General features: G+C 54.1%; 25 protein-coding genes and 1 tRNA gene. 18 read left to right on the top strand and 8 right to left on the bottom strand.

Annotation, left to right across the window (positions count from 1 at the left end):
- Positions 1-28: 28 nt before the first annotated feature.
- Both VFE46_08270 and VFE46_08265 read right to left on the bottom strand, forming a co-directional pair.
- Positions 29-2,893 carry a protein kinase gene (locus tag VFE46_08270; protein ID HZZ27987.1) on the bottom strand — a complete coding sequence of 955 codons (2,865 nt, stop codon included), beginning with the start codon at positions 2,891-2,893 and terminating at the stop codon, positions 29-31.
- Between the two features lie 113 nt (positions 2,894-3,006).
- Positions 3,007-3,567, bottom strand: coding sequence for a sigma-70 family RNA polymerase sigma factor (locus VFE46_08265; GenBank protein HZZ27986.1), 561 nt, complete (start codon positions 3,565-3,567; stop codon positions 3,007-3,009).
- A 478-nt stretch (positions 3,568-4,045) separates the two neighbouring features.
- Here VFE46_08265 and VFE46_08260 point away from each other — a divergent pair, with 478 nt between their 5' ends.
- Positions 4,046-5,065 carry a site-specific integrase gene (locus VFE46_08260; GenBank protein HZZ27985.1) on the top strand — a complete coding sequence of 340 codons (1,020 nt, stop codon included), beginning with the start codon at positions 4,046-4,048 and terminating at the stop codon, positions 5,063-5,065.
- Between the two features lie 147 nt (positions 5,066-5,212).
- Positions 5,213-5,512 carry a hypothetical protein gene (locus VFE46_08255; GenBank protein ID HZZ27984.1) on the top strand — a complete coding sequence of 100 codons (300 nt, stop codon included), beginning with the start codon at positions 5,213-5,215 and terminating at the stop codon, positions 5,510-5,512.
- A gap of 673 nt (positions 5,513-6,185) precedes the next feature.
- Here the strand turns inward: VFE46_08255 and VFE46_08250 are convergent.
- The 4 genes from VFE46_08250 to VFE46_08235 all read right to left on the bottom strand — a co-directional run bounded on the left by VFE46_08250 (position 6,186) and on the right by VFE46_08235 (position 8,137).
- Entirely contained in the window at positions 6,186-6,488 is a 303-nt protein-coding gene (locus tag VFE46_08250) for a hypothetical protein (GenBank protein ID HZZ27983.1), read from the bottom strand.
- Positions 6,489-7,281: 793 nt separating this feature from the next.
- Positions 7,282-7,614, bottom strand: coding sequence for a hypothetical protein (locus tag VFE46_08245; GenBank protein HZZ27982.1), 333 nt, complete (start codon positions 7,612-7,614; stop codon positions 7,282-7,284).
- 32 nt (positions 7,615-7,646) lie between these two features.
- Positions 7,647-7,868, bottom strand: coding sequence for a hypothetical protein (locus VFE46_08240; GenBank protein ID HZZ27981.1), 222 nt, complete (start codon positions 7,866-7,868; stop codon positions 7,647-7,649).
- 68 nt (positions 7,869-7,936) lie between these two features.
- On the bottom strand, positions 7,937-8,137 hold the full coding sequence (locus VFE46_08235) for a hypothetical protein (protein HZZ27980.1): 201 nt from the start codon (positions 8,135-8,137) through the stop codon (positions 7,937-7,939).
- 173 nt (positions 8,138-8,310) lie between these two features.
- On the opposite strand from VFE46_08235, the gene VFE46_08230 reads away from it, so the two are divergent.
- The 3 genes from VFE46_08230 (at position 8,311) to VFE46_08220 (ending at position 10,808) form a co-directional block, all read left to right on the top strand.
- Entirely contained in the window at positions 8,311-8,724 is a 414-nt protein-coding gene (locus tag VFE46_08230; GenBank protein ID HZZ27979.1) for a BlaI/MecI/CopY family transcriptional regulator, read from the top strand.
- Positions 8,721-10,469 (top strand): M56 family metallopeptidase, encoded by a 1,749-nt coding sequence (locus tag VFE46_08225; GenBank protein HZZ27978.1) that lies wholly within the window; start codon positions 8,721-8,723, stop codon positions 10,467-10,469. The genes VFE46_08230 and VFE46_08225 overlap by 4 nt, the downstream gene beginning before the upstream one ends.
- A 183-nt stretch (positions 10,470-10,652) precedes the next feature.
- Positions 10,653-10,808: a hypothetical protein gene (locus tag VFE46_08220; protein HZZ27977.1), complete on the top strand. Its 156-nt coding sequence runs from the start codon at positions 10,653-10,655 to the stop codon at positions 10,806-10,808.
- Positions 10,809-10,981: 173 nt separating this feature from the next.
- Here VFE46_08220 and VFE46_08215 read toward each other — a convergent pair whose 3' ends face one another.
- Positions 10,982-11,557 carry a tyrosine-type recombinase/integrase gene (locus tag VFE46_08215; protein ID HZZ27976.1) on the bottom strand — a complete coding sequence of 192 codons (576 nt, stop codon included), beginning with the start codon at positions 11,555-11,557 and terminating at the stop codon, positions 10,982-10,984.
- Positions 11,558-11,688: 131 nt separating this feature from the next.
- Here VFE46_08215 and VFE46_08210 point away from each other — a divergent pair, with 131 nt between their 5' ends.
- From VFE46_08210 to VFE46_08180, 7 genes are all read left to right on the top strand, one after another.
- Positions 11,689-12,153 (top strand): hypothetical protein, encoded by a 465-nt coding sequence (locus tag VFE46_08210; protein HZZ27975.1) that lies wholly within the window; start codon positions 11,689-11,691, stop codon positions 12,151-12,153.
- 289 nt (positions 12,154-12,442) lie between these two features.
- On the top strand, positions 12,443-13,201 hold the full coding sequence (locus tag VFE46_08205; GenBank protein ID HZZ27974.1) for a hypothetical protein: 759 nt from the start codon (positions 12,443-12,445) through the stop codon (positions 13,199-13,201).
- A 609-nt stretch (positions 13,202-13,810) separates the two neighbouring features.
- Positions 13,811-16,213, top strand: a complete 2,403-nt coding sequence (locus VFE46_08200; GenBank protein HZZ27973.1) for a phage/plasmid primase, P4 family — start codon at positions 13,811-13,813, stop codon at positions 16,211-16,213.
- A gap of 68 nt (positions 16,214-16,281) precedes the next feature.
- Complete coding sequence (locus tag VFE46_08195) at positions 16,282-16,515, top strand: hypothetical protein (protein HZZ27972.1); 234 nt, start codon at positions 16,282-16,284, stop codon at positions 16,513-16,515.
- Positions 16,516-16,734: 219 nt separating this feature from the next.
- Positions 16,735-17,355 (top strand): hypothetical protein, encoded by a 621-nt coding sequence (locus VFE46_08190; GenBank protein HZZ27971.1) that lies wholly within the window; start codon positions 16,735-16,737, stop codon positions 17,353-17,355.
- Between the two features lie 53 nt (positions 17,356-17,408).
- Positions 17,409-17,828, top strand: a complete 420-nt coding sequence (locus VFE46_08185) for a hypothetical protein (GenBank protein HZZ27970.1) — start codon at positions 17,409-17,411, stop codon at positions 17,826-17,828.
- Between the two features lies 1 nt (position 17,829).
- Positions 17,830-18,036, top strand: a complete 207-nt coding sequence (locus tag VFE46_08180; GenBank protein HZZ27969.1) for a helix-turn-helix domain-containing protein — start codon at positions 17,830-17,832, stop codon at positions 18,034-18,036.
- Positions 18,037-19,318: 1,282 nt separating this feature from the next.
- On the opposite strand, the gene VFE46_08175 is transcribed toward VFE46_08180, so the two are convergent.
- A tRNA-Ser gene (locus tag VFE46_08175) sits at positions 19,319-19,400 on the bottom strand.
- 149 nt (positions 19,401-19,549) lie between these two features.
- Between VFE46_08175 and VFE46_08170 the strand changes: the two genes are divergently transcribed.
- The 6 genes from VFE46_08170 to VFE46_08145 all read left to right on the top strand — a co-directional run.
- Entirely contained in the window at positions 19,550-19,909 is a 360-nt protein-coding gene (locus tag VFE46_08170; GenBank protein ID HZZ27968.1) for a hypothetical protein, read from the top strand.
- Positions 19,910-20,198: 289 nt separating this feature from the next.
- The gene (gene flgF / locus VFE46_08165; GenBank protein HZZ27967.1) at positions 20,199-20,957 is read left to right on the top strand and encodes a flagellar basal-body rod protein FlgF; all 759 of its coding nucleotides are present in this window, start codon (positions 20,199-20,201) and stop codon (positions 20,955-20,957) included.
- A 48-nt stretch (positions 20,958-21,005) separates the two neighbouring features.
- Positions 21,006-21,809 carry a flagellar basal-body rod protein FlgG gene (flgG, locus tag VFE46_08160; protein HZZ27966.1) on the top strand — a complete coding sequence of 268 codons (804 nt, stop codon included), beginning with the start codon at positions 21,006-21,008 and terminating at the stop codon, positions 21,807-21,809.
- Positions 21,810-21,862: 53 nt separating this feature from the next.
- Positions 21,863-23,014 (top strand): flagellar basal body P-ring formation chaperone FlgA, encoded by a 1,152-nt coding sequence (flgA, locus tag VFE46_08155; protein ID HZZ27965.1) that lies wholly within the window; start codon positions 21,863-21,865, stop codon positions 23,012-23,014.
- Positions 23,015-23,016: 2 nt separating this feature from the next.
- On the top strand, positions 23,017-23,703 hold the full coding sequence (locus tag VFE46_08150; protein ID HZZ27964.1) for a flagellar basal body L-ring protein FlgH: 687 nt from the start codon (positions 23,017-23,019) through the stop codon (positions 23,701-23,703).
- Between the two features lie 89 nt (positions 23,704-23,792).
- On the top strand, positions 23,793-24,539 hold a 747-nt coding region (locus VFE46_08145; GenBank protein HZZ27963.1), incomplete at its 3' end, for a flagellar basal body P-ring protein FlgI.

The following is a 24,539-nucleotide window of genomic DNA, read 5'->3' as shown; positions in this document are numbered from 1 at the left end:
CAGAAAATCCCCGGCAAGAGAGATACCGCTACGGTTTTGTGGCCTGAGAGGACTTCTCCATCAACTCGACCGCCTCGTCGCGCAGATGATTGGCAACTGCCCAATCCGCCCATTTGGCCATAAAATCGCTGGCTGCGTGTGATTGGAGCTGGTTCTCGAATTCGTCGCCGCGAGATAGCGCCGCGCGGCCTGTTTCAAATTCACGCAATGCAGCATTGGCACAAGCCTCGATGAAGTAGTTCGCGGCCTTTGCCGGACCGGCGTGGCCTTCGTCGCTGCTGTTCGTCGCGCGGTCCGCCCAATCAATCGCCGATGCGAAGTGCCCGCGCCGATACTCGGCCAGCGCTTTGCCGAACGTCGATTCACTCGACAGCGATTCGCCATGCTCTCGAACCGCGCCGGAATCGGCATATTGGCACGCGCGATCCAAATCGGCGCCCTCGACGGGCAACATCAGCGAAGCCAAAGCCGCCAGGTAATGGCCATAGTGGTCCCGTGCGTCGCTGCATCGCTCGAGAAAACGGTGGCAGTGCGCACGGTATTCGTCAAGCTGACCAGCTCGCACCAGAGCTACCGCCAGAAAAAACGCACCATTATTGCCATCAACGTTCGGATTCAGCTCAACGGTGCGAGTAAGCTGCTCCACGGCAGCTTGCCAATGGCCGCGCCGCCCATTGAGATCGCCCAGCATCTCCCAGTACCTGGCGTTTGATGGTGATGAATCCACCGCCTCTTTGAACAAGGTTTCGACTGCTTCCCACTTGCCTCGCACCATGAGCACGTGGCCGAGAAGGCCAAGATAGAATTCGCGATTGATGTGGTCTTTGTCGTAGACCCGATGACTGAAATCGACGTTTTCTCGGGCGATGGCCTCTGCCTCATCCAATTTGCCTCCCTTCAACAGGCATTGTCCGAGCACGAATAAGTCGTTGGCAATGTGCGCGTCATCAGGGGGAACTTGGGCGCGATGCAAGGCGAGCGCTTCGCGCATCATTGATTCTGCCTCGGCGCGATAACCGGGCTCGTCGTCGAGACTGGCCCCCAAATGCAACAAGCATCTGGCTAAAAACGACGGGTCGTCCCCCGCTTCCTTTTCAAGTGCGATGGCCTCCCGCAGAAATGGAGCCGACTCCGGAGTAATGATGGGTGCAGTCAATGATCCGGCATAGTAATACAGACAATGGGCCAGAACCCCTTTGTCGCCGCACTTTCGCGCGATCTGGACCGCTTCACCGCAGGTGATGCGCCCGCCCGACCCGCGGTTGAGCCAAGCCTGGACGAGGCCTAGTCGCCCCAGCGCCAGCGCCACGTGGGTGTTTTCGTTTCCGAAAGCGAGGCGATATTGCTCGACCGCGTTTTGGAACATCGGTTCGGCGCGATTATCCTCGTCAAGATCCTCGTACGTGGTTCCCAATATGTAACATAGTTCCGATAGGACTGCGGGATTATCAGCAAAATCGTGTTGTACGCGAGTGGCAGTTTTATCCAGTATTTCGTGCAGTAGCTTCGTATCTCGACCCAAAGCCACGCTGGGGCCGACACCTTTGAGCATATCTTTGAGAAACTGCGCCACCTGCTCGCTACGTATTGCTTCGTGCCGGGCTCGAACGAAGCCGATCGATGCCACTGCTAAACCGATCATCACGGCAAGCAAAACTGCTATGCCCGAGAACACCACTAACTTATTTCGGCGGATGAATTTTTTAAGGCGGTAGCTTGGCGTTGGTCGCCGTGCTTCGACAGGTCGATCGGTGCGGTATCGTTGGAGATCTTCCGCTAAGCTGCTAGCGGATTGGTAACGCCGGTTGCGATCTTTTTCGATGGCGCGCATTACAATCCAATCGAGTTCGCCCCGGAGCAGTTTCGGCAGTCGCTTAGGATCGATTTTTCGCAGGCGAGCTGTGGCAGTTTGCGCAGCCTTTGCCTGGCAGGAAAGGCGCGTACTGGGGGTTGGCGGCTCCACTTCTCGAATGATCCGCTGCATTTCTGCAAAACCCTTCGAGCGCAACTCCTTCGAGCCAAATGGTGGTGCACCGGCCAAGAGTTCGTACAGCAAAACACCTAGCGAGTAGACATCGCTACGGATGTCGATATCTAGGCTGCCGTCCGCCTGCTCAGGACTCATGTACGCCGGTGTGCCGATGAGCTGGCGAAAATCCGTGAACAGCGTTTTTTCGGTCAGTCGTGCTTCGGTCGCTTTAGCGATGCCGAAATCGATGACTTTTGTCAGTGGTCGACCATCGTGGGTACTTACTAGTACATTCGTGGGTTTCAAATCGCGGTGAATCACCCCTTTTTGATGAGCGTGCTGAACCGCCTGGCAAACTTGCATGAATAAATCCAGGCGCTGGGCGATACTCAGATCATGCTGGTCGCAGTAGTTGGTAATTGGAATGCCTTTGACCAATTCCATCACGAAGTACGGTCGACCAGCTTCGGTCGCCCCGGCGTCGAACACCTTGGCAATGCTCGAGTGATCCATCATCGCCAGTGCCTGTCGCTCGGCCTCAAAACGAGCTACGATCTGCTTGGTGTCCATGCCCGCCTTGATGATCTTTAGAGCCACCTTGCGGCGCACCGGCGTCTCCTGTTCCGCCATAAAGACGACCGCAAACCCCCCTTCGCCGATTTGCTCGAGCAACTTATAGCGGCCGATGGTTGTGCCCGGCGTTTCCTGAATTTGATCACCCGAGCTCTGAACAAAAATGGAAGCCGGGGATTCTAGAAAATTGCCCGCCCGAAAGTAAGCGTTGACCAGCCCTTGGACGAGTTTGAGAAGCCGCGCATCACTGGCGCAAGCATTCTTAATATAGTCCGCGCGCTCCCCGGGCGCAGGCAGTTCGATGGCGGCGCTAAAAATATCTTCGGCCTCGGGCACGGGAAGTCTAGCCACTTCGGCGGTTTGAATTGTGTTTTCGGGGCGTGGGGTACAGTAGGTTATGCGTCATCCGCTGCTTCCAAGGCTCAATCGACTTGCCGTTCCACCATGGATACTCCTTCCGACGTCTACCCGTTTATTGCCTTATAAAGCCACGCGCGGGCGAATGCCCAATAGCGTTTGGCAGTGGCGGGCGAAATTCCCATCGCCGCCGCTGATTCTTCTACCGACAATCCGGCAAAGTAGCGCAGCTTTACCAGCTCTGCCTTGTCCGGTGCCTCGGCCGCAAATTTCGTGAGCGCTTCATCCAGGGCCAGTAGCTCGTCCAGCTTCTCGGGCGGCGAAACTGCCGTCAATTGGCAATCGTCCAATTGAATGCGCTCTCGATTGCCGCCACGCTTCACTGCATTTTTGCTGCGCGCATATTCGATCAAAATCCGCCGCATCGCCTCCGCCGCGGCAGCAAAGAAATGGCCGCGGTTATCCCATGGATTATCTTCGTCGCTGGTCAGACGTAAATATGCTTCGTGCACTAGCGCCGTGGCTTGCAGAGTGTGCTCGGCGCGTTCATCCGCCATGCGCGCGCGAGCCAGTCGCTTAAGTTCTTCATATACCAAGGGGAACAATTCGGCCGTCGCTTTCAAATCGCCTTCACCAATAGCAGTCAGTAATTGAGTGACTTCGGACATGTCTTCCAATGATAACCAATCCGTCCGGCGACCGCTGTTACCATCCCAGCAAAAAGATTTTGGTCCGGCTAAACACCTAGCCCAAAGCCACGTTTCCTACGCGATTCAGCATTCCCAGATGACGAACCGCCTGTTCAAACCCTGGAACCATAGTGGCGATAGTTCCCATAACCGCTGGCTTGTTTGCGGCGCGCGATCTACGCCATCGCGCCGAATCCCAAGGCGGCTAGCACGAACGTGGACGGTTCCGGCACGGTTGCCAGAAAGCCGTGACCACGGCATGCGCCGGTCGCCGAGCGTGCGTCCTGAAGAGCTTGCCGAGCTTCTTGGGGTCAGTCGCAAAACCGTCTACCTCTGGCTCGATCGCGGGCTCCTATAGATGGCGCGGCGCGAAAACGCGGCAAACATTGGCTGATTTGGCTCGATCGAGCAATCGAACTCCTATACAACGGTCCCGAATGGACAGTCCCCAATAATCATGAGCAAAAAAGAAATAAGAATTCGCGTCGGAATGTTTGTGACAATTCAACTTCGCGGCAAGAAAAAGACCTGGAACGCGGACTACTGGTGGAAGGGCAAGCATTGCCGGAAATCGCTCAAGACTCGCAATCTTCCGACGGCACGTCAATGGGCGGTCCAGCTGGACAATCAGCTGCAACAGGGCTACAACCCGATGCCGCAATCGGCCCAGAAAAGGGTATCAATCCAGCAAGCAACTGATAATTTCCTGCAGTTTCAAAAAACTGAAAAACGACGTGGCAAAACACGCAAGAAATACGACGGCCTGTTGAAGAAATTCATCGGCTTTGCTGATATGGAAGGAATTACGAATTTAGTAGAAGTCGATCTGTCTTTCATTGATCGTTACCGTGATTTCCGAGACCCGCAAATTGGCGAACGGAGTATGGCCAACGAGGGGCAAATGCTGAAAACCTTTTTTGGCTGGTGTGCCCAGCGGCAATTGATGCCAATAAATCCTTTGACGTTTCGTAAATTTCCCCGTCCAAAATACGAACCGCGGGGCGGACCAACTTTGGAGCAGCTTTACGCAGTGCTTTCGATTGTTCCTCGGGATTTACTGCCAATAATCGCCATCGCGGCTTTTACCGGCCGCCGTAGCGGAGAAATACAACACTTACTGAAGGAGGATATTGACCTTGCCGGTAATTGGATTCATTTTGTCTCTCGACCGGGTACCGAAACAAAAACTGGCAATAGTGGAAAGGTTCCGATCCATCCACGGTTGCGGATGGTACTTGAGCAGCAGCCAAAATCAAAAAGCGAATGGTTCTTTAATGCAGCGCCCAGTCCACAATATCCCGAGGGCGGCCACCATCTGAACATGCGCGACGTCAACGAGCAATTCCAAAAGCTGCTGATGGCATTAAAGATACCGGCCGGGAAAAAGAATGGCGGCTATACGTTTCATAGCTTGCGGTCGTTTTTTAAGACTTTTTGTGTTAACGCCGGCATCCCCTGCGAAGTAGTCGACAAATGACAGGATCACACCGGCGATCGACGGCCTACCGCTGGAGATTTGTACTACAAGCTGGCCGACGACAAATCGCAGGAATTTATGATGAAGGTCCCTTTTGGGGACGGCAAGCCGGCGGCCAATGCCGGCAACTAATCGGAGGATTTGACCGTGAAGATTTTTCAATTGCTGGCGTTCACTTCAACCATTTACATTTCGCTGACCGCGGGGACCGCGCACGCGCGATTGCCAGCGAGTATCGAGTGCAAACCGAATGCACGCTACCGGGACAATTCCTGGACATCAGGGATAAAGGAAAACCAAGCCAGTTCCGAAATCAAACACCCGTCAGTACTTGCGATTGGCTCTTCATTTTCAGCGGAGGGCACGGGATTCGACCGCCCTCACAACCTACGGGAAAAACCGATGATTCGCAACGAGGCGGTGCAGAATCCGGTGCAGTTGGCATAGACGCGACAAAATTAGTTCAAGAATTGAGCCGAGTCAATGCAGCATGGCCATCGCTACGCGGACCGATCCGCAAGGCGATTTTAGCGCTGATTGATGCGGCAGGAGACATTCCATCGTCCTAAGCGTTTGACAAGCGACTTACCATAGTGCCCAAGAATGCACTATCGTAGCCTATCGTGGCGGCTTTGCACAAAAAGGGTAATGGTTCACTTTGAATCTTCGGATCGGTCAGCGGGTAGTGTATCAGTCTAATTGTGAGATTTTTTTACCGATGCATGTCGTGCGCTATTGCCGCAGCGACAAAGATTGTTAGCGGAATGCCAATCGCATAGCAAACCTGCGGGAGCTTACTCGTAACCGCAGCGGCGCAAAAAACTATGACAAATGGAAGCGCGGTACACGCCAGCTTGCCCGCCACGGACATAGGGTGTGTTTCACGTCCGGTACGTATGCTGCGCCATGCCAATGGCCAACCGAAAACAACCGCTAACAGCGGGTATAGACCGATACACAACAGAATCGCACTACCGGCTAATACGGTTCTTGTTTCCATCCCCCCATCATACCCGATTCGCCTTACATGGCGACAACTTCAAAGTGAACCACTACCACAAAAAGCCCTAGTTGTACAAAAAGGTGACGGTCTGCACAAAAAGTCTATCTGCCCCCAAATTCATTGTCGTGGCAAGCTCCATAAGATTATGGAAATGATTCCAAGCAGTAATTCTGGTGCGACCAAAATGAGGTAAGTCGGCAAGTCGCATTCGGCTATAGTGACAGGAATGGCAATACCTATCCCGGCAGCGACTGGCGTCGCTGCCAAAAACAATCCCCACCAACGTCGCCGACCGACAGTTGCACTTAGCACAAGCATTGTCGTGCCAACAACCGTCACGACGACCAGAAACAACAAAAGAAATGTGCCGATGCCGCTGAAATCAGACGCCAACAGATAGGCTAGTTTCATACCCTGCATTGTAGCAGAGGGGCGGCTTTGCACAAAAAGCCCTAGTTGCACAAAAAGGTAACGGTCGGTAACGGTCTGTACAAAAAGCCACTAGCCAAGGCACTGTCCCCTAAGTGACATAAGCAAAATTATTTTATTCGTCTTCGGAACTTTTCGTATGTCAAGTAAACAAATCCTCCGACGAGTGGCACACAAGCAATCGCAACGCCTATCCCGTACATCCAGTACGCTATTGTTTTCAGGCCAATGGCGAAGAACAAAAATGAGAGCGCCAGATAGCCAGCCACGACCGCTGCCAGAATACGCTCCGGATGCCTTAATCTCATGTCCCGCATTGTAGCGGCTTTGCCTATCGCTGCCAGTCGCCGATACGGGCTGTGAACGTGGCATTAGCTTCGAGACCGCCGACAAATTGTGCGAATATATCGGACTCGATTTGCGCCCGCGCCCCTCGCTGACCCTGATGGGTCAAACCTTGCTTGGCAAACCAGTCCGCGCGGCACTAGTTGGGGCGCTGAAGCCCTATTGACTGGCCACGATCCAATTGCACCAAGAGTGACACGGCGAAAAACGTAGAGACTGTAGCCGATCCAAACACCATCGGGATGCGATTCCAAGGATTCGTGGCAAACTGGCGTGATGGCTTGAAGAATCCGACGAGCCTGTTCTGAGTCTTTAGCGCTGCCGCAAATTAAAATATGTCAATTCTGGCATCGTGTCAGTAGAAAATTTACGCATATCCGCCGGCCAACTTCCATGCTCGCGGGCAAAATCTGGTAGTGGGGCAGTCTAATCCTGAGGATTACCCTCTGCCGAATAATTCGAGCGCTTCTACATCCCAAATAAAAGACTCAAAACCTTTCAAACGATGCTCGATAATATGCTGTCGCAGTCGATTGCCAAAATCGCGAATGCGAACCAAATCCAGTGGCTCTTCCATCGCCAATACCTGAAACTCCATCGCCAAAGCGAGCACCGGTGGCGGCCAACGCCAACGGGGATGTTTGGCAATAACCTCCTTGTAGAAAACGATCCTCTTCTGGACACTCTCTTGGACTTCTCCGAGAGATTTTTTTATTGTGGGGACTGGCATACGCACATCACCTGAATAACCCGGTTCGGATGCGAAGGTCAAAGGGCCTTATTCCCCGGTAGTGCGGTAGTGGGTCAGTTTGAATTTTCTTTTCTAGATTCGTGAAGGTTTGCCCGTCGTTGCTTGGCCAGGAGTCTAGCCGGTGGCCAAATTATCCCAACGATGGCCGCAATAAATAACAAGCTAACAGCTATCAAACCTACCCACTGATAGACGATCAGCAGGACGGGAATGAAGTAGGCGGCAACGCCAAAAAGCACAATCGCCGCCAACAGATGGAAAATCGTGACTTTCATACCCCCATCATACCCGATTAGCGACTGGCGGAGAACTCAAAGGGTTGGCCCCTGAGCGACCATTGCATCTATTTCTCGCGGGTCATCAACGCGCCCAGCAGATAAGCAAACGCCACTCCAACGATAATTGCCCCGAAGATGAACAGTGGATCATAGGGCATTTCTGGCAATCCAATCGCTTTCCTTAGCAGTACGACCGGGTAGCAGAAGACACCACAGATGGCGATCACCACCAGCAACGCCATCAATGACATCGGAATCCGGATCATCCCCGCATTGTAGCAGAGAGGCGGGGGGAGTGACAAAGGCCGCGTCACTGGGGTTAGTGACGCGGCCGGAAGATTTGCCCGCGTGTCCACTCACTTGACTTGTTTACATTGCGTCGATAAAATCCAATTGTTGACACAATGTAAATAAGGTGCGGGTAATCGGAGTATCGACGATGACTATGGCGAATGAGCAACGGCCGGCAATGAGTGTCGCAGAGCGTGAGGTGCTCAAGGTGCTTTGGGATCATGGACCGCTCGCAGTTCGGAATGTACTGGCCTACTTAACAAAACGAGGTCAGCAATGGAGTCGGTCCACCGTCATCACGTTGCTACAACGGTTGGAAAAAAAGGGTTACGTCGGCAGTGACAAACACCGGTTTGCCTTCGTCTTTCGCGCATTGGTTACTCGCGACGAGGTGATGCACGCACGGATGATCGACTTGGCCGACGAGTTTTGCGACGGCAAAGCGATACCGTTGGTCTTGGCTTTCGCAAAGCGTCATCGCTTCTCTCCCCAACAACTGGCCCGTTTTCGGCAGATGATTGAAGGCCTTGAGGCGAAGCGTGGAAAGCGGGGTGGGAAATGAGCATCTTGCTTTGGTGGCTGGGGCAAAACACAATCGCCGTCGGGGTGATGGTGCCGTTTGCACTTCTCATGTGCCGTCTGTTCCGCAATCGCCCGGCCGTGCAGCATGTGCTTTGGCTAGTCGTTTTGCTGAAACTGGTCATGCCACCTATTGTCTCCTGGCCTTGGTCAATACAGCAGGTTCGGAATTCGATCTGGTCCATACCAGCAACTGCGCCGGTCTCTGAAACCGTACATATGGGTGAACTCGACGAGAACCTAAGGGCAACCGATCACATCCGTCTCCCATCAATGTCTCCCGTCAAAGACACGCCATCGCTGCAAGCCAATGCTAGACAGGTCGACGTCATTGTCACCATGGCTTGGATCATCGGTGGGGCAGTAGTCACGTCATGGCAGTTTCGTCGGATCGCTAGCCGCATGTCGCTAGTCGGTGCGGCCGCCAACGCACCGGAGTGCCTCACGAACGAAGTCCAGATTGTAGCTAAGCAACTAGGCCTGCGGCCGCCGCAAGCACTGATCGCCCGTGGCATCCTTTCGCCGTTCATTTGGTGCCTGGGTCGGCCGCGGCTAGTTTGGCCGGAATCGCTGTCGAGCCAGACCGAAGTTGTGCGCTCGCGTGGCGTCATCACTCACGAGTTGGCTCACATATATCGTGGCGATCATTGGGTGGCCTGGCTGGAAATGATCGTGAGCATCGTTTGGTGGTGGAATCCGTTCTTTTGGTTTGTCCGCCGACGCCTGAATGAAACGGCGGAGATGGCATGTGACGCTATGGCAATTGATACCAATCCCGCGAATCGCCGTGAATATGCCGAACTGCTTCTTGAACTATCGTGGGGTTTCAAAATCGGAGCACCGGCAACTATCTTGGCCATCGGAGTAGGCACTCCCATGTCCTTTGAAAGGAGGCTGTCCATGATTCTGTCTGACCACGTTTCTGGCAAATTCTCGTCCTTGGGAATCGTAGTCGCGATCAGCTTCGCTCTGTTGGCTCTGCCTGGCTGCTCGAAGGGGCAGCACGAACCGCAATCGGAGGTGGATCGCACGGCGAAAATCGCAAATGTGGCCAGCGGCCAACTCAAATCTCCAGAGAACAGCGCTGTGCGGGTAGCTCTCAGCAGTCCGGTGTGTCGCGAGCTGGCGCCATTCGAGGAATTCACAGGCCGTTTGGAGGCTTCTGTTGCGCCGCCCATGCTGCGTACAAAGAAACTTCCAGAAAAGCCAATGGACGTCGTCTTTAACATGGATCAACGGTCGTATCTGAACTATCAACAGAAATTGGGCGAGGGACAGGTCAAAGGTGAAGGTGACCCACTGGCCATAGGTTTACCCGACGAAAACAACTTCCCCCGCGCGGGTGTACTTGATCAGTTTGGTGACAAGTTCGATCCGACGACGGGCACCATTTCCGTCTATGGCGTTTTGCCAAATGCAGACGACCTGCTATTGCCCGGCATGTTTGTCCGCGTGCGGATGACTTTGGGTCCGCCGCGCCCTGTGCTGGAAGTGCCTGAAGAGGCGGTCGGTGGAGAAAAGGGTAATTTCTACCTATGGGTAGTAAGTGATCAAGATATCGTGGCGCAACGTGCAGTACAGATAGGGGCATTGGACGGCAACATGTGTGTCATCGAGAAGGGTGTGACCCCCGAAGATAAAGTAGTAATCGCTGGGGCCAATGGGCTGAGGTCGGGCGATCACGTCGTGCTTCGTTCCGAGGGTCGGGACGTTGATGGCACAAAGTGAGCACTGCGGTGGAATGCAGTGAACAGCGATTACAGGAATCGTCGAGCGCGCCTGTCGTCGATGGAGCTGCAAGTGGTTATGTTGGGTCGCTCGCGCGACGAAACGGCCGCGTGGGCGATAGCTGACATAGCTGGCGAACGGGAATACATGATCAGCTTAGGCGGCCTAAGCTATAATTAGAATATGGACGACGATGAATTGACCACGCTGATTGCCGCGAACGTGACTGGTGAGCCGGATTCGGCTTACGATGGCATCGGCAAGTGGATCGTGCTGATCGCGGCGGGCGTCTGTGCTGCCGCTGCAATCGCCGGATTTATCTTGCGTAGTATTTCGTAGCTACGATCTTCTGCGAAATCGCCAATATCATTGACGAAAGGGCAGCGATTCGCGTGCCACTGGCGGAGCTGGTTTTGGCGGAGAGATTTGACCCGGCAGAGTAGGCATTACTGCCGCTCGTCGCTGTCGATCAAACAATAGCTAAAGCAAGAGCGAACATATCGAATTGAGAATCACGATCGCGCGGCCATAGCTTCAACAACAATTCGCGGATTGAGCGCGTGAATGTAGCGTTCAGTCGTGCTAAGATGATCATGGCCCAACGCGGCAGACAACACCGGCAATGGCAAATCCATTGCGGCGTCGCTGGCGAATGAGTGGCGTAGGCCATGTGGATGCACTCGCTTGCTAATTCCTGCCTTGCGCGCCAATCGCGGCAGCAAGTGCCTGACATAGCTTGTTTCCAGCGATTCGCCGTCCAACGTACAGAATAATGGCGCACGGCTCGATATGCCCGCTTTGGAGCGTGTGGCCATCCACGCGGACAACGCGGCTGTTGTCCAAGCGTCAATTCCGACCACGCGCCGTTTGCCGCCTTTGCCACGCAATACAGTCAAAGCGTTGCCGCTGGCGTCTGACGGGCGCAGCGCCAATGCTTCGCTGATGCGCAAGCCAGTACGATACAGCAGAGTGATAAGGCAGCGGTTACGTGTGCCCGTCACGCCTTGATTGCACGCAGCCAACAGCGATTCGACTTCGGATTCGACCAGCGTTTCGACGGGGAATCTCTTGCCTTTGTTGCTTGGCATGGTGTTGTCTCACTTTCATGTAAAAAGCGTGATTCTATTTCAACTATGCTGCGGGTTTTGCGGGGTGTCAAACGAAAGCGTGACTATTTTCGGTGTTTGGTTTTTTAGCGCCTTAGCGCGCAGGAGTGAGCATGCGACTGCCGAGTTATCGAGTGTTTGAATTTGTCAACGACGCTGGTTTGCCAACGTCTGTTGGTGTTTGTCACCAAGGTGAATCTCCTCAGCCGCCGCCGGGTGAAACGCTGCGCTGGCTGTTGGCGAGTGTTAGCATCCCGGCCTCGCAAGCGCAGCGGCTAGCGCGGGAGCGGATAGACCAAATCTGCCGCTGGTCAACTGGCGATGCCAATCGGAAGCCCACTTGGCTACGGAATGTTCTGCCGCGACCACCACACAAGCGCGGCCGTGGTAAAGGCCGTGCCGTCATCCGTCGCTGGCCCGATGGCCGGGTAGAGCGCTTCGCCCATGTTTCGTCTGCTGCCCGCGCGCTGAACCGGGACCGCGTAGTGATGGGCCGATTGCTTGTTTCCGGCGAGGCCGATTATATGGGCTGTCGGTGGTTCGACGATTGTGGCCAACTGCGAAAATGGGACACTTAACCGCGAGGCGCGGTGCGCCCGAGTTGCCGGACTTTCGATCACATATTTCCTAACTCGGATAAGCAAAACCACGGCCCGGCAATTTTTCTGCGGGGTGAACCGGAAGCCAGCAGCTAACATTCCTTGTCGCCGATAATCTAACTGTACAGAAAGGAGGTGTGCATTTGGATTCGACGCTTATCTGGGAAACTCTCGACCGTCTGCAACCTTGGAAGCCCGATATTTTTCACAGGTATTCGGGACTTGTCTCTTGGGACGAATGTAAGACGCCGCTGGCTAAAGATCATTGGTGGGACAGCTATCAGGCCCATGCTGGCTGAGTGAAGGGTGCGACTACTATCGAAACAGCTTGGTGCTCGGCCAAACACGCTCCATTCGCAAACAGGTCATCACGGAACTCTACCGCAAGGGCGTGCCTCACAAACGGCATGCAACACTGGGACCTGATTTATTCAACATCGGCTTAGTAGCAGCATTGGAGAGCTTTCGGGATGAGGCCGGGAATCCACTCCCACTTGGCGCAGAGGTTGAACCGGGTAAGTTCGAGGCGGTAGACGGTCAAGCCGTTGACTATGGCGACGAATTGGAAGGTGTGCGCGAGCACATCTTGAATGCCTCCGGCAATGCCATCGCCCGCGAATTGTACGGCGATAACCAGCGGCGGAAGAAAGTCAAAGACGAAATCCTGCTGTGCCCGTTAAATACGGACGAGGTCAACACTCCACGATTCACTCTGCAAAAGTACAATCTGGACAAGGAAGCGGAATTCAACGCCGTGATGGAGGTGCCCAAAGTTGACATCGGCGGCTGTCGGCTGGAATTCCTGCGGAAGCTGATTCGAGATGCGCTAATCAAAGGTGATGCTGTGGAAATCGTTCGCCGCCGCGTGCTGGAACACAGCTTTGCCCAGATTGAAGAGGAAACGGGTATCGGTCAGTACCAGGCCCGCCGTGTGGTAGATCGTGTGCTGCGGGAAATATGCCAACAATTAGGGTTGCCGGACAAGCCATGCCGGCGCGGCAAGCGTAAGGCAAAGCCAGCTTCGTAGAGTGGGTCAGCGGGGTCGCAGGTGCCTCCGGCCTGTTTCGACGCGGCAAATTATTTCTCGAAAATCTCAAAATCTCGCGCCCCTTAACTGGTTTCGTTCGCCATCCTTAATAGGGGCCTAGAGCAGTGCTGTTCTCGCTAGTCCCATGAAGTCCGCAAGCCGTCCTATGCGCCTAGATCATAGGACGACGCGGAAACTCCTATTAAATCAGGGGATACCACGGGTCCTGTCCTGTGTCCGGTGTGGCGCTCGTTTTCAGAGGCTGCATATAACACTTGGCTTGCGCCTGCATGCTACAGCTACAAGTCTCTCCTCCAATCTCTTGAATTTGTGATTTCAATAGGACTATAGGACGCCCCAGCAATAAATGCCCTGTTTTTGGCCGATTTTTCACTGTCCTATGAGCAGGTTGCGATAAGCCGCGCATAGGACCATAGGATGCTTTTTCGGTTTTGACTATTCTCTGGCCGGGTTAAGGCGAATCTAGTCGCCCCGGCAACAAGCGGGAACTCCGCTTTCTACTCGCAGGCCGCTGGCCTGCACTCTGTCGCCGTTCATCGGGCTGTGGTCGGCGATGGTTTTTTCTCTCAAGCCCAGAGGACTCGATTTATGTTTCTCGATTCGATTGGTGCTTTTCTCAAACAGCACCAACCTCTCAATCACATGCGACGATTGTGGGCAACCGACATCGGCACCCAGATCAACTTCGTCGGGCATGATCCGCGGCGCATCCCATCGGATGGCGCGGGAAAGCGGGGCGACCCTTACTTTCACGATACGACCTATCATCCGCCATTGACCACGGAAACGGTGGAAGCCATCGGCGTGAATGGCTGGAACTATGTCGATCAGATTTCGTGGTTTTGGGATTTCGACTTGGATTCTGTTTGCGGCCACGCGAATGGCTTATCAGCCGATCAACTTGCGGAAATTGTTGACAAGCTAAAAGTAGTGCCGGAAGTGGAACTGACCCGATCCAAAAGCGGCAAGGGTTTTCACGTTCGCATTTACGGAGCTAATCCGCCGCTGGCGCGAACCCACAATGAGCATCAACGCAATGGCCATCGCGCCTTGCAATGGCTCGCTGCTCAAACCGGACTTGACCTACAAGCCAATTTTGATTGCTGCGGCGTGATGAGTTGGATTTGGCATCGTGACGCGGCCCAAAATGGATTTGAGTTGCTCAAGCCAGCCGAATGCGAGCTTGCCGAACTGCCAGAGTCGCTTCCAACAGACGAGGTAGCGCAGACGACAGCTCAAGATCAACAGTTTCAGTCATCCGACCTCAGCGCTGAGCATCGCAAGCTCATTGAATATTTGCAATCTCGCGGTCGCGGTGAATGGGACGATGACCGGAAATGCTTAAAGACTCATACCGCTTCGCTCCAACAAGCGCATGCCGATTTGAAGCTCAAGGGCAAATTCAAGACCGTCGCCACCGGCAAAGAAGGGCCATCGGATCGAAATTGCTTCGCCTATGCTCGTGAGAACGGCGCATGGTTCGTGACGCGATACCACAAAGACGTGAAAGAAGCAGACACCTGGAAGAAAAGCAAACGCGGATGGACCTGTTGCTACTTCAATAAACCTGCGCTTCGCAAGGGCAAGCTGAACGACCCACACCGACTTGCTGACAGCTATCTACGTCGCCACGCCATCAATGGTCTACCTACGTTTCGTCGGTTGAACGATACATCCTACAGTTGGAGTAACGGAATGTGGGAAGAAACTGACCAAAAACGCATCTCGCCGTTGCTTACAGAATCCATTAAATCAGACTTCGATGCCTGTGCCGAGAAATTCGGCAAGCCGCCTCGTGCGGTGAAGCGATCCTTAGTGGGCGACACCTACAACGCCCTGGAAAGCATCGCCAGAATTCATGTCGATCCGCATTTGGCTCCGCCATTCTGGCTGACGCATCACGATTGGCCCGCAACTGATTGCTTACCTTGCAACAACTTGTTGATTCATCTTCCCGGTTTACTCACCGGGAACGTTGAATATTCGATTCCCATTTCGTCGGCGCTGTTTAATAACCACAAGTTGCCTATCCACTTTGATTCTGGCGCACCGGAGCCAAAGCGCTGGCTGCGATTCTTGTCGGAAGTGTGGGACGATTCTGATTGCCACGCTTTGTTACAGGAATGGTTTGGCTACTGTTTAACCCGCGATACCTTGCTCCAGAAATTCTTGATGCTGCTAGGCATTGGTCGGTCCGGCAAAGGAACGATCACCCGAATTTTGTCCGCTTTAGTTGGGCACAGCATGGCTGGCCCCAGTTTGAAATCACTCGGCACGCGATTCGGACTCGATCCGCTATGGGGCAAGTCGCTAGCGCTCGTCCCCGATGCGAAGTTCCCAAAAGATAAAGATGACGTTCAGGAAATCGTCAGTGTCTTAAAGGCCGTCACCGGCGAGGACGCGGTTTTGATCGACGGAAAAAATATCCGGCAATTTACCGGACGACTGCCGATCAAAATTGTGATTTCTTCCAATGATACACGGCTCGCGCTGCCGGATGATTCTGGCGCTTTATACGACCGTGCGCTGTGTCTGCGATTCACTCGCCAATTCAAGGGTAAAGATGCCGACCCGAAATTAGGACAACAACTTGAAGCCGAACTGCCTGGTATTTTGAACTGGGCGATTGATGGATTACGAAGATTGCGCATCAATCAAGGCCAGTTCACCGAACCGAAATCGAGTCGGGAGTTGAAAGCAGTGTTGCGGCATGCGGCCGCTCCAGTTTCAGAGTTCATTGAGGAACATTGCAACCTCAGTGATCGGGCTGCCATTCCTTGCCAGGCTCTCTATGAAATTTATCGGCAGCAGTGTGAAGCCGAAGAATTGGAAGCGGTCAATGCCCGACAATTCGGCAAGGCGCTTGCCAACGGCTTCCCGATGGTAGAGCGCAAACGCTCCGCCGACGGTTTCACGGTGTGCAGCAAATTCTCCACCGATGCACAGCGACCCTGGTACTACCTGGGGCTAACGCTCAAGCATCCTTGCTAATCCCACGGCGGCGCTTTTCGGCGCAGCGCGTCGCCGTGATTCTCTTTTGCGCCATGAAGGAAATCTGTATGAATCCGTTTCGTCAAGTCATCCAAGACATGAGCCTTACTCACGACGCTCAAGGCTCCGGTAGTGAATTCTCGTGGTTGTATCTGCTATTGAGCATCATGGCTGACAACCAGGATGCCGATCCCGTAGAGCCAACTTATCCGAGCGCTAAGCAGGAAGTTCTCTATCGGTTGCAAAACTACCGGGGGACATTCGCCGGCCAGCGCATTTCTCAACTCCTCAACTTTGCATGAATCTCTCTAAACTCAACCGTCTGAAACGACTTGCTTACGAACAGGGTGCGTTTGATCCAACGCGGATTGCCTACAGCATTAAGGAGACTGTGCTGCATGGCACGTCGCCGATGTTGGCAATCGCACGCCTACGCAAGTGGCAACCCCAACTCTTTCGTCCCGTGGCACCGTCGCCGCTACGTGGACAGACTTCTCTGGCGACAACTAGGAACAGACACCATGTCTTACGATGACACGAAAGTAAAAATTAACGAACGGTCCGATGGGTTTGAAGTCTACGGCAAAAAGTTCAGCCATCCGCCACGCAACAATCCTCAGCACTTTCCCCAGCGGAAATCAGCACTGGCGCAAGCTAAGCAATACGGTGCCGAGTTATTGGCTAATTTGGAACGTCTTAAGGGCCAATCGTTAACGAAGCGCGAGGAAATCACCGGGCACCTAGACGCAGCACCCGACGAGCAACCGCTGTCGCAACGTGTGCGCGAGGATGTTCAGCTTATCGAACCAGCACAGCCTGACCCGGATCAAAACCCGTGGACGGCGCGGCTAGACGAGTTGAAAAGCCAATGCCCTCTCGCTCCCAGCGAACAAGCCCAGCTAGCGCGTCGGATTAAATTGGCCGAGCGCTGGGCTGAATTGTGGCAACGGAAACACGATGTGGAACGTGCCGACGAAGCCCACAAACAGCAAATCAAGAAGATGCGAAACCATGCGGCCAGCGCTTATGACGAGGCTCGCAACGACTCCGATGCGACAGCAGAGGAGGTTCGGGAACGGAAACGTCAACTCGATTTGACCGAAACGTGCCAACCCGAAGAGTATTGGAAAGTTAATCAATAGAACAATTCCCGTGCCGGCCTCGCGCCGGCACGGGAACTTATTTGGAGCAGATCATGAACGAAGTTACCAACTACAAATTGAACGAAGCCAAGTTTAACGCCCGCGTTGCTGAGTTCCGACAGTCGGACAATTTGGCCACGCTGCGAGATGAACTGGCATTGGCCAAATCGCTGATTGAAGATCGGTTGAACTCCGCCAACGACCGCGCTGCCTGTCTACCGCTGGTCAGGGACTTACTGAATACAGTGGGTGCGCTCGTGAAAGCTAACCACACTCAGGAATTAGCGGCTGGTGAATTGCTCACCAAGGATGCGGTGCGCATTCTTATCAAGGAAGTGGTCAGTATTGTCACCGACGAGTTACGCGACATTCCCGGATGGGAAGAAATCATGGACCGAATTTGTGCTCGGTTGTGCAAAACCGTTGAAACTGCAAACAACAAGACACCTGAAACAAGCAAACTGGGAGATTAGAATGGAACGTATCTTATTGACCGTTAACCAAACGGCCAACACTTTAGGCATTAGCCCGCGCACGCTGTGGACGCTAACCAAGGAACAAGCTATTCCGGTGATTCGCATCGGGCGGCGCGTGCTGTATGCCATTACCGACATTCAGCGATTTATTGACGGCCAGCGCATCAGCAGCAAATACAAGACATCGGCAATGGGGGTAGCGTAATCATGGCGAGTATCAGTAGAGAACCAAATGGCAGACGCACTGTCCAATTTATCGGAGCCGATGGCAAGCGGCGGTCGATTCGTCTTGGAAAGGTGGCGCAGCGAATCGCTGAGGCCGTGAAGTTGCGCGTAGAACTCATTATCGCATCGAAGTTAGCTGGTCACGCGATTGACGACGAAACAGCCCGCTGGTTGGCGCAGCTTGAAAAACCGATGGCCGACAAGCTAGCGAAAGCCGGCTTGATTCCTGAGCGCGGAATTACCGCGCTTGGGAAATTTCTCGACGATTACGTCACACAACGTAAAGACGTAAAGGAAGCGACCAAAGAAATCTGGTCGCAGCCCATACGCAATCTGCGTACATTTTTCGGCGAAAATCGCGATATGATTACCATCACAGAGGCTGATGCCGAAGCCTTCAAACAGTATCTAATTGCCGAAAAACTTGCATCGACTACGGTTCAAAAGAGACTGCAATTCGCTTGTACGTTTTTCAAAGCGGCACGCAAACGAAAGCTAATCCCCAGCAATCCGTTTGAAGGTATTACGACGGTCGCTGTGCTGTCCAAAGATCGGCAGCGATATATCACAGTTGAAGAAATCGAGCGCGTAATTGCCTTTTGCGACCCCCATTGGCGCACGATTGTGGCGCTATGTCGTTTTGGCGGATTGCGCTGCCCAAGCGAAGTGCTTTCACTCCGCTGGCAAGATGTTGACTGGGAACGCGGGCGGATTGAAGTTCAATCGCCCAAAACCGAACATCACCCCGGCAAAGACAGCCGAACTATGCCACTGTTTGCGGAACTGCGGCCCTATTTGGAAGAGGCGTTTGAGCTTGCCCCGGAGGGAGCAGTATATGTTGTTGGCGGACCTTACCGCGAATCCGCACTCACAGCCAAGGGCTGGCGGAACATCAATATGCGGACTCAGTTTGAGCGCATCTTGAAGCGAGCAGGATTGAAACCGTGGCCCCGTCTTTTTCATGCTCTAAGAGCCAGTCGCGAAACGGAACTTGCAAGAAAGTATCCACTACACGTCGTTACCGCATGGTTTGGAAATAGTCAGCGAGTTGCGCTAAAACACTATCTGCAAGTCACGGACGATGACTTTGAACGCGCCATTCAAGGCGGTGCAGAATCCGGTGCAAAAGCGGTGCAAAACACGGTGCAGCAACCAGCCGCACCGGAACGCAGCGACGAGCAAGAAACGACACAAGCCCCTGATGACTCAGGGGCTTGTGCGAATTCTGACGACTTCATGCTAGAGCTTGCGGGAAGTCAAGGCGGAGGGCACGGGATTCGAACCCGCAACCGGTTTCCCGGCATCTGATTTCGAGTCAGACCGCTAACCATTCGCTTACCCTCCGGGGAAAATTCTAATCAATTCGCCGCCGATGGAAAAGCTGTCCCGTGGACCACGATCTACCAGGAAAACGATCCGGCGAACCACTCTGCCTACAGGGTCCGATGTGCGCGCCTTGGATGGAAATTTTTAACTCGGCTATAATGCGGAGCATGAAAATCGAAACGGCATTCTGGTTTTGGCTGTTTGCGGCCGTGCTTCTGGTTGGTGGTTGTAGTTCTACCGAAGTTATCAAGAATCCATCAGCCACGCTGGGCGAACGAAAGAATGCTCAAGGGAATATCATCAACGCATTGTTCTGGAACAAACAGATACAATTACTACCTGTGGCGCAGCAAACATTGCTTGCTTTTTGGATCGATTCGGAGCGCGAAGCATTTCGAATTGCCCCTGATCATCGAACGATCGTTTTCCGTTCGCCGCAGGGCTTCCAAAAATACGACGTGGTGGCCGACGCCGTCACAGATATGGCGTCAAACCCGCGCACTTTTCCCACCGATCCTCTGCCGTGACGTGGCAATCACAAGCTGCGACGCCTGAACTGCCTGAGCCTACCTGCAATCGGCAGGTTTTGCGCGGAGGAAGTAGCGGATTCCGCTCGAAGCGGCGCATCACGTCGGCCTTGCTATCACTTTCGCCGATAGGCGTCGCGCGAGAATAAGCAACGAGCCGGCTTGAACTTCCGACGCAACGGGCGGAATTTTGCACGCCTCATTTCTTTGCGGCACGCTGGTTGCTCTCAGTTGGACCCGTAGATTTTTCTATTTGCAGGGGGGCATAACCGCAGCAAACACAGCGGCTATGCCATACGGGCTGTATTTATCTGCCGAAGGGGCTTACACCCAAAGCCAACGGTTGGACGTGTTGTCGAACAACATCGCCAACGTGGCCACGCCTGGCTTCAAGCGTGACGTAGCCCTGTTTCAAAGCCGATTGGCGCAAGCCATTCAAGAAGGCCAAGCGGCCCAAGGCACGCGCGGCATCAACGATCTCGGCGGCGGCGTGAAAGTGTTGGCTACCGCCACTGATTTTTCAGCGGGGCCATTGTCGCAATCGAAAAACGATACCGACATGGCAATTAATGGCGAGGGATTCTTTCTCGTCCGCCACGGCAATCGCGAGCTGCTTACCCGCGCTGGCAACTTTCAAGTCACTTCCGCAGGGCAACTGGTTACGCAAGACGGCGATCCTGTGCTAAGCGAAGATCACAGCCCAATTGAAATCGATTCGGACGCCGGCCCTTGGCAAGTCAATCCCGACGGCAGCATTAGCCAAGGGGGTGAAAATACACGCCTCGCGCTGGTTAAGCCACGGTCGCTCGGTGATTTGGTCAAAGTGGGCGAAAACCTGTTTTCTTCCTTGGCGCCCGCGCAACCTCTGGCAGACGACAATCGACAAGTCTTGTGGCATTCGGTCGAACAAAGCACGGTTCACCCCGCTTCGGAAATGATGGATTTGATCGAAACTTCCCGGGCGTTTGAAGCCAACGTCAACATGATTCATACGTATGACTCAGCGACAGAAACACTCATCAACGGAGCGCTGCGACAAACTTCGTAAGCAGGCAGCAATTAAACCCTCGTTCCTTTCCACCCACTGACAACTGATATGGGCCTACAGACTCTTTACACCGCAGCGACCGGCATGGATGCGCTGCAAACGAAGCTCGACACCATCTCCAATAACTTGGCGAACGTGAATACCACGGGCTTCAAGCAGGACCGCTGCAACTTTGAAGACTTGATGTATCAAAACCCGATTCTGCCTGGCAACCAAGATAGCGCCGGCCAGTTCACGCCGACCGGCATTCACGTTGGCTTGGGCGTGCGGGTTCAAAGCACGCAAGCCGATTTTTCACAAGGCTCCTTCCAGCAAACCGGCCGGCCTTTGGACTGGGCCGTTGTCGGCGACGGGTTCTTTCAAGTGACCGATCCCAGTGGGCAAATCTATTACTCGCGCGCCGGCAACTTCAGCCTGAATGCCAATGGGCAAATTGTGCTGGCATCGGCCTCCGATGGCCGGTTGCTGGACCCCGCCATCACAATTCCTCAAGATGCCGTCGGAATTGTCGTCAGTCCCGAAGGATTGGTTTCCGTTCAGCAGGCCAACACGCCGCAATTGCAGCAGGTCGGCCAGATTCAATTAGCACGCTTTATCAATCCGCAGGGTCTGTTGAAAATGGGACAAAATTTGTTCCAAGAAACGGTTTCGTCGGGTTCTCCCTTGCAGGGGAATCCTGGCACGCCAGGATTCGGAACGATCCAGCAAAACGCGTTGGAAAATTCCAACGTGAACCCCGTGACGCAATTGATCGATTTGATCACCACGCAAAGAGCATTCGAATTGAACTCTCAGGCGGTGCAAACGGGCAACCAGGTTTTGCAACTGATCGATAATCTGCAGCGAGTGTAACGTTTCGACCGTCAGCGCACACAAACATTTTTATGGCCTCAAGAACACAAATGATGAAACCATTGGTTTTGGCAGCCCTGTTGGGAACATTGCTAGGAACTGTGGCCCATGCCGCAGAGATACGGCTGCGCAGCGATGCGCACGCTACCGGCAGCATTGTGCACCTCGGCGATGTGGCAGAGGTGTTTGCCGCCGACGATCAAGAAGTGCAAAGCCTGTCGGCCATTGAATTGACCCCGGCGCCGATTTCGGGCAAGCAGCGACAAATGTCGGTACGCGAAATTCAAGATACATTGGAGCGCCGCGGGCTGAATTTATTGCAATTCCATTTCTCCGGCGCCGGCCAAGTGACAATTGCGGCCGCGAATGAGCAGGTAAAGCAAGTCGCAAAAACGGCAAAAACATTACCGCTAACCTCCGTCCAGGAAGCGCAGCGGGCCGTGGCCGATGCAATCGTTCAGTATTTGCAACGGGTGACCGCCTCGGGCGATCCGTGGAATGTAAGTGTCGATCTCACCGCCGCTCAGGCTCAACTTGTGTTGGCAGACGTTCATCACCTGACGCTGCGCGGCGGCCAAGCTCCCTGGCCTGGGAAGCAATCGTTTGAAGTGGAAGTACGCAGCGATAAAGGGCCTACGACTTTCTCCGTCGCCGCGACAGTCACTCTGCCTGCGATGGTCGTGGTAACGACGAAGGATGTTCCCTGCGGCGCCATCATTCAAGCCGATGATGTTGCCTTGCAACGGCTCAACCCGGGCGCAGAAGCTGCCGATGGCGCTTTCGCGACGTTGGACGAAGTGGTGGGGCGAGAAGCAATTTTGGCCATTGCTCCGGGGCAGGTGCTCGACCCGCAGTACGTTCGCACGCCAGTATTGGTGAAACGCGGCAGCATTGTGACCGTGTACGTAATGGCGCCTGGGATAAAAATTCGCACGACAGGCCGGGCCCGCGAAGATGGCAGCCGCGGACAATTGATTACGGTGGAAGCCGTTTTGGACCGCAAAACTTTTTTCTCACGCGTGACCGGAATCGACCAGGTAGTCGTCAACGCCGAGGAGGCCACAACGCCGGAAGCCGTTGCCGCCACCGAGCCCGGGCCGGGTTATAGTGCGCGAAGCTCTGCGGCAAAGGCGCGGATGGCCGCCGCACATCCGGTTCGTACCGCGGCTGCTATGAACTCGAACGACAATCTGGGAAATCGCTAACGATGATTTTTTCGATCGCTAAAAACGCGCGGTTTGTTTTCGCATGGCTGCTTGCGGCGCTCCTGGTTGGCCGCGCGGGCGCGCAAGATTCGAGCCTGTTTCGCCAAGATATTCCTGCCGTACAAGGGCAACCGATCACCTTGGCCGGCTCGTCGTGGGTGTTTCAAAAGGCCGATCCGCCCAAGGAAATCAAGCTGCACGATATTATTACCGTAATTGTCAATGAGAAAGACGCCTTAGTAAGCAAAGGCGAAGTGCAACGCCGGCGCACGGCGCAATATCAGGCGCAGCTCCAAGACTGGATCAAATTCAAGGGACTCAACATCCAAGCTTCCAACCCTTCGACCGGCCAGCCCGATATTAACGGCAACTTGAACGTCCAAAACCAAGCCCAAATGGAATTGGACACGAATAACGCGTTGTCGTTCACCATTGCCGCCACCGTGGCGGATATTCGCCCGAATGGCACGCTGGTCATTGAGGCCCGCATGATGGTTCACAACAACGAAGAACGCTGGGAACAATCGTTAACCGGCGTCATTCGCCGGGAAGATGTTTTGCCGAACAACACGGTCCTCAGTCAGAACATTGCCGAACTGAGCATTTACAAGCGGGAATTAGGCCATGTGCGCGATGGCTACAAACGCGGTTGGTTTACGAATTGGTTCGATCGCTTCTCGCCGTTCTAAGCAAGTGGGGAAAAGACATCGGCTGCCTGGTTTGGTCATCTAGATTGCGAAATAGTCACTCAATGCCACAGCACATAAAAGAACATTCCATGCTGCGAAGAATTCTGATAATCGCCGTAATGCTAAGTATTACCGTGAGCAGTGCCACCCTTGGCGCGCGCACTTTGCTGAAAAGCATTTGCCGGGTGAAAGGCCAAGAAGAAAACACGCTGCAAGGCCTGGGATTGGTCGTCGGCTTAAAAAGCACCGGCGATGGCGGCAATTTTCTGCCCACCATGCGCAGCCTCGCTACCGCCATGCAACTGATGGGCAGTCCGATGGGTAAAAACGGCACCGCCGATTTGAAAGATGCAAAAAATGTGGCGCTGGTCATGGTCACCGTCACGGTGCCCGCCGCCGGAGCGCGGCAGGGAGATTTGCTCGATTGCACCGTAAGTTCCATCGGCGGCGCGAAAAGTCTCGCCGGCGGCACACTTATTATGGCGCCACTACAGGGCCCGCATGTCAACAGCGACCGTGTGTATGGCTTTGCCCAAGGCGCCATCAATCTCAACGACACTAAGCTGACCACATCTGGGCGCATTTTCCGCGGCTGCCGATTGGAAGAGGATTTTTTCAATGCCTTTACCAAAGACGGCAAATTAACGTTGGTGCTCAATAAGAATTATGCCGATTTTCAAGTGGCCCAGGATGTGGCGGAGCTTGTGAACAGTCAACTCAGCTTCCAAGCCAGCGGCGGCAACCTGGCCAAAGCATTGAATCAGCAAAATATCGAAGTGCAAATCCCGGCACAATATCAAAGCGACCCGGTGTCATTCGTCTCGCAGGTGCTGAGC

The sequence above is a fragment of the Pirellulales bacterium genome, from assembly GCA_035656635.1.
Classification (GTDB): domain Bacteria; phylum Planctomycetota; class Planctomycetia; order Pirellulales; family JADZDJ01; genus DATJYL01.
This window is presented reverse-complemented; position numbering and strand designations above follow the sequence as displayed.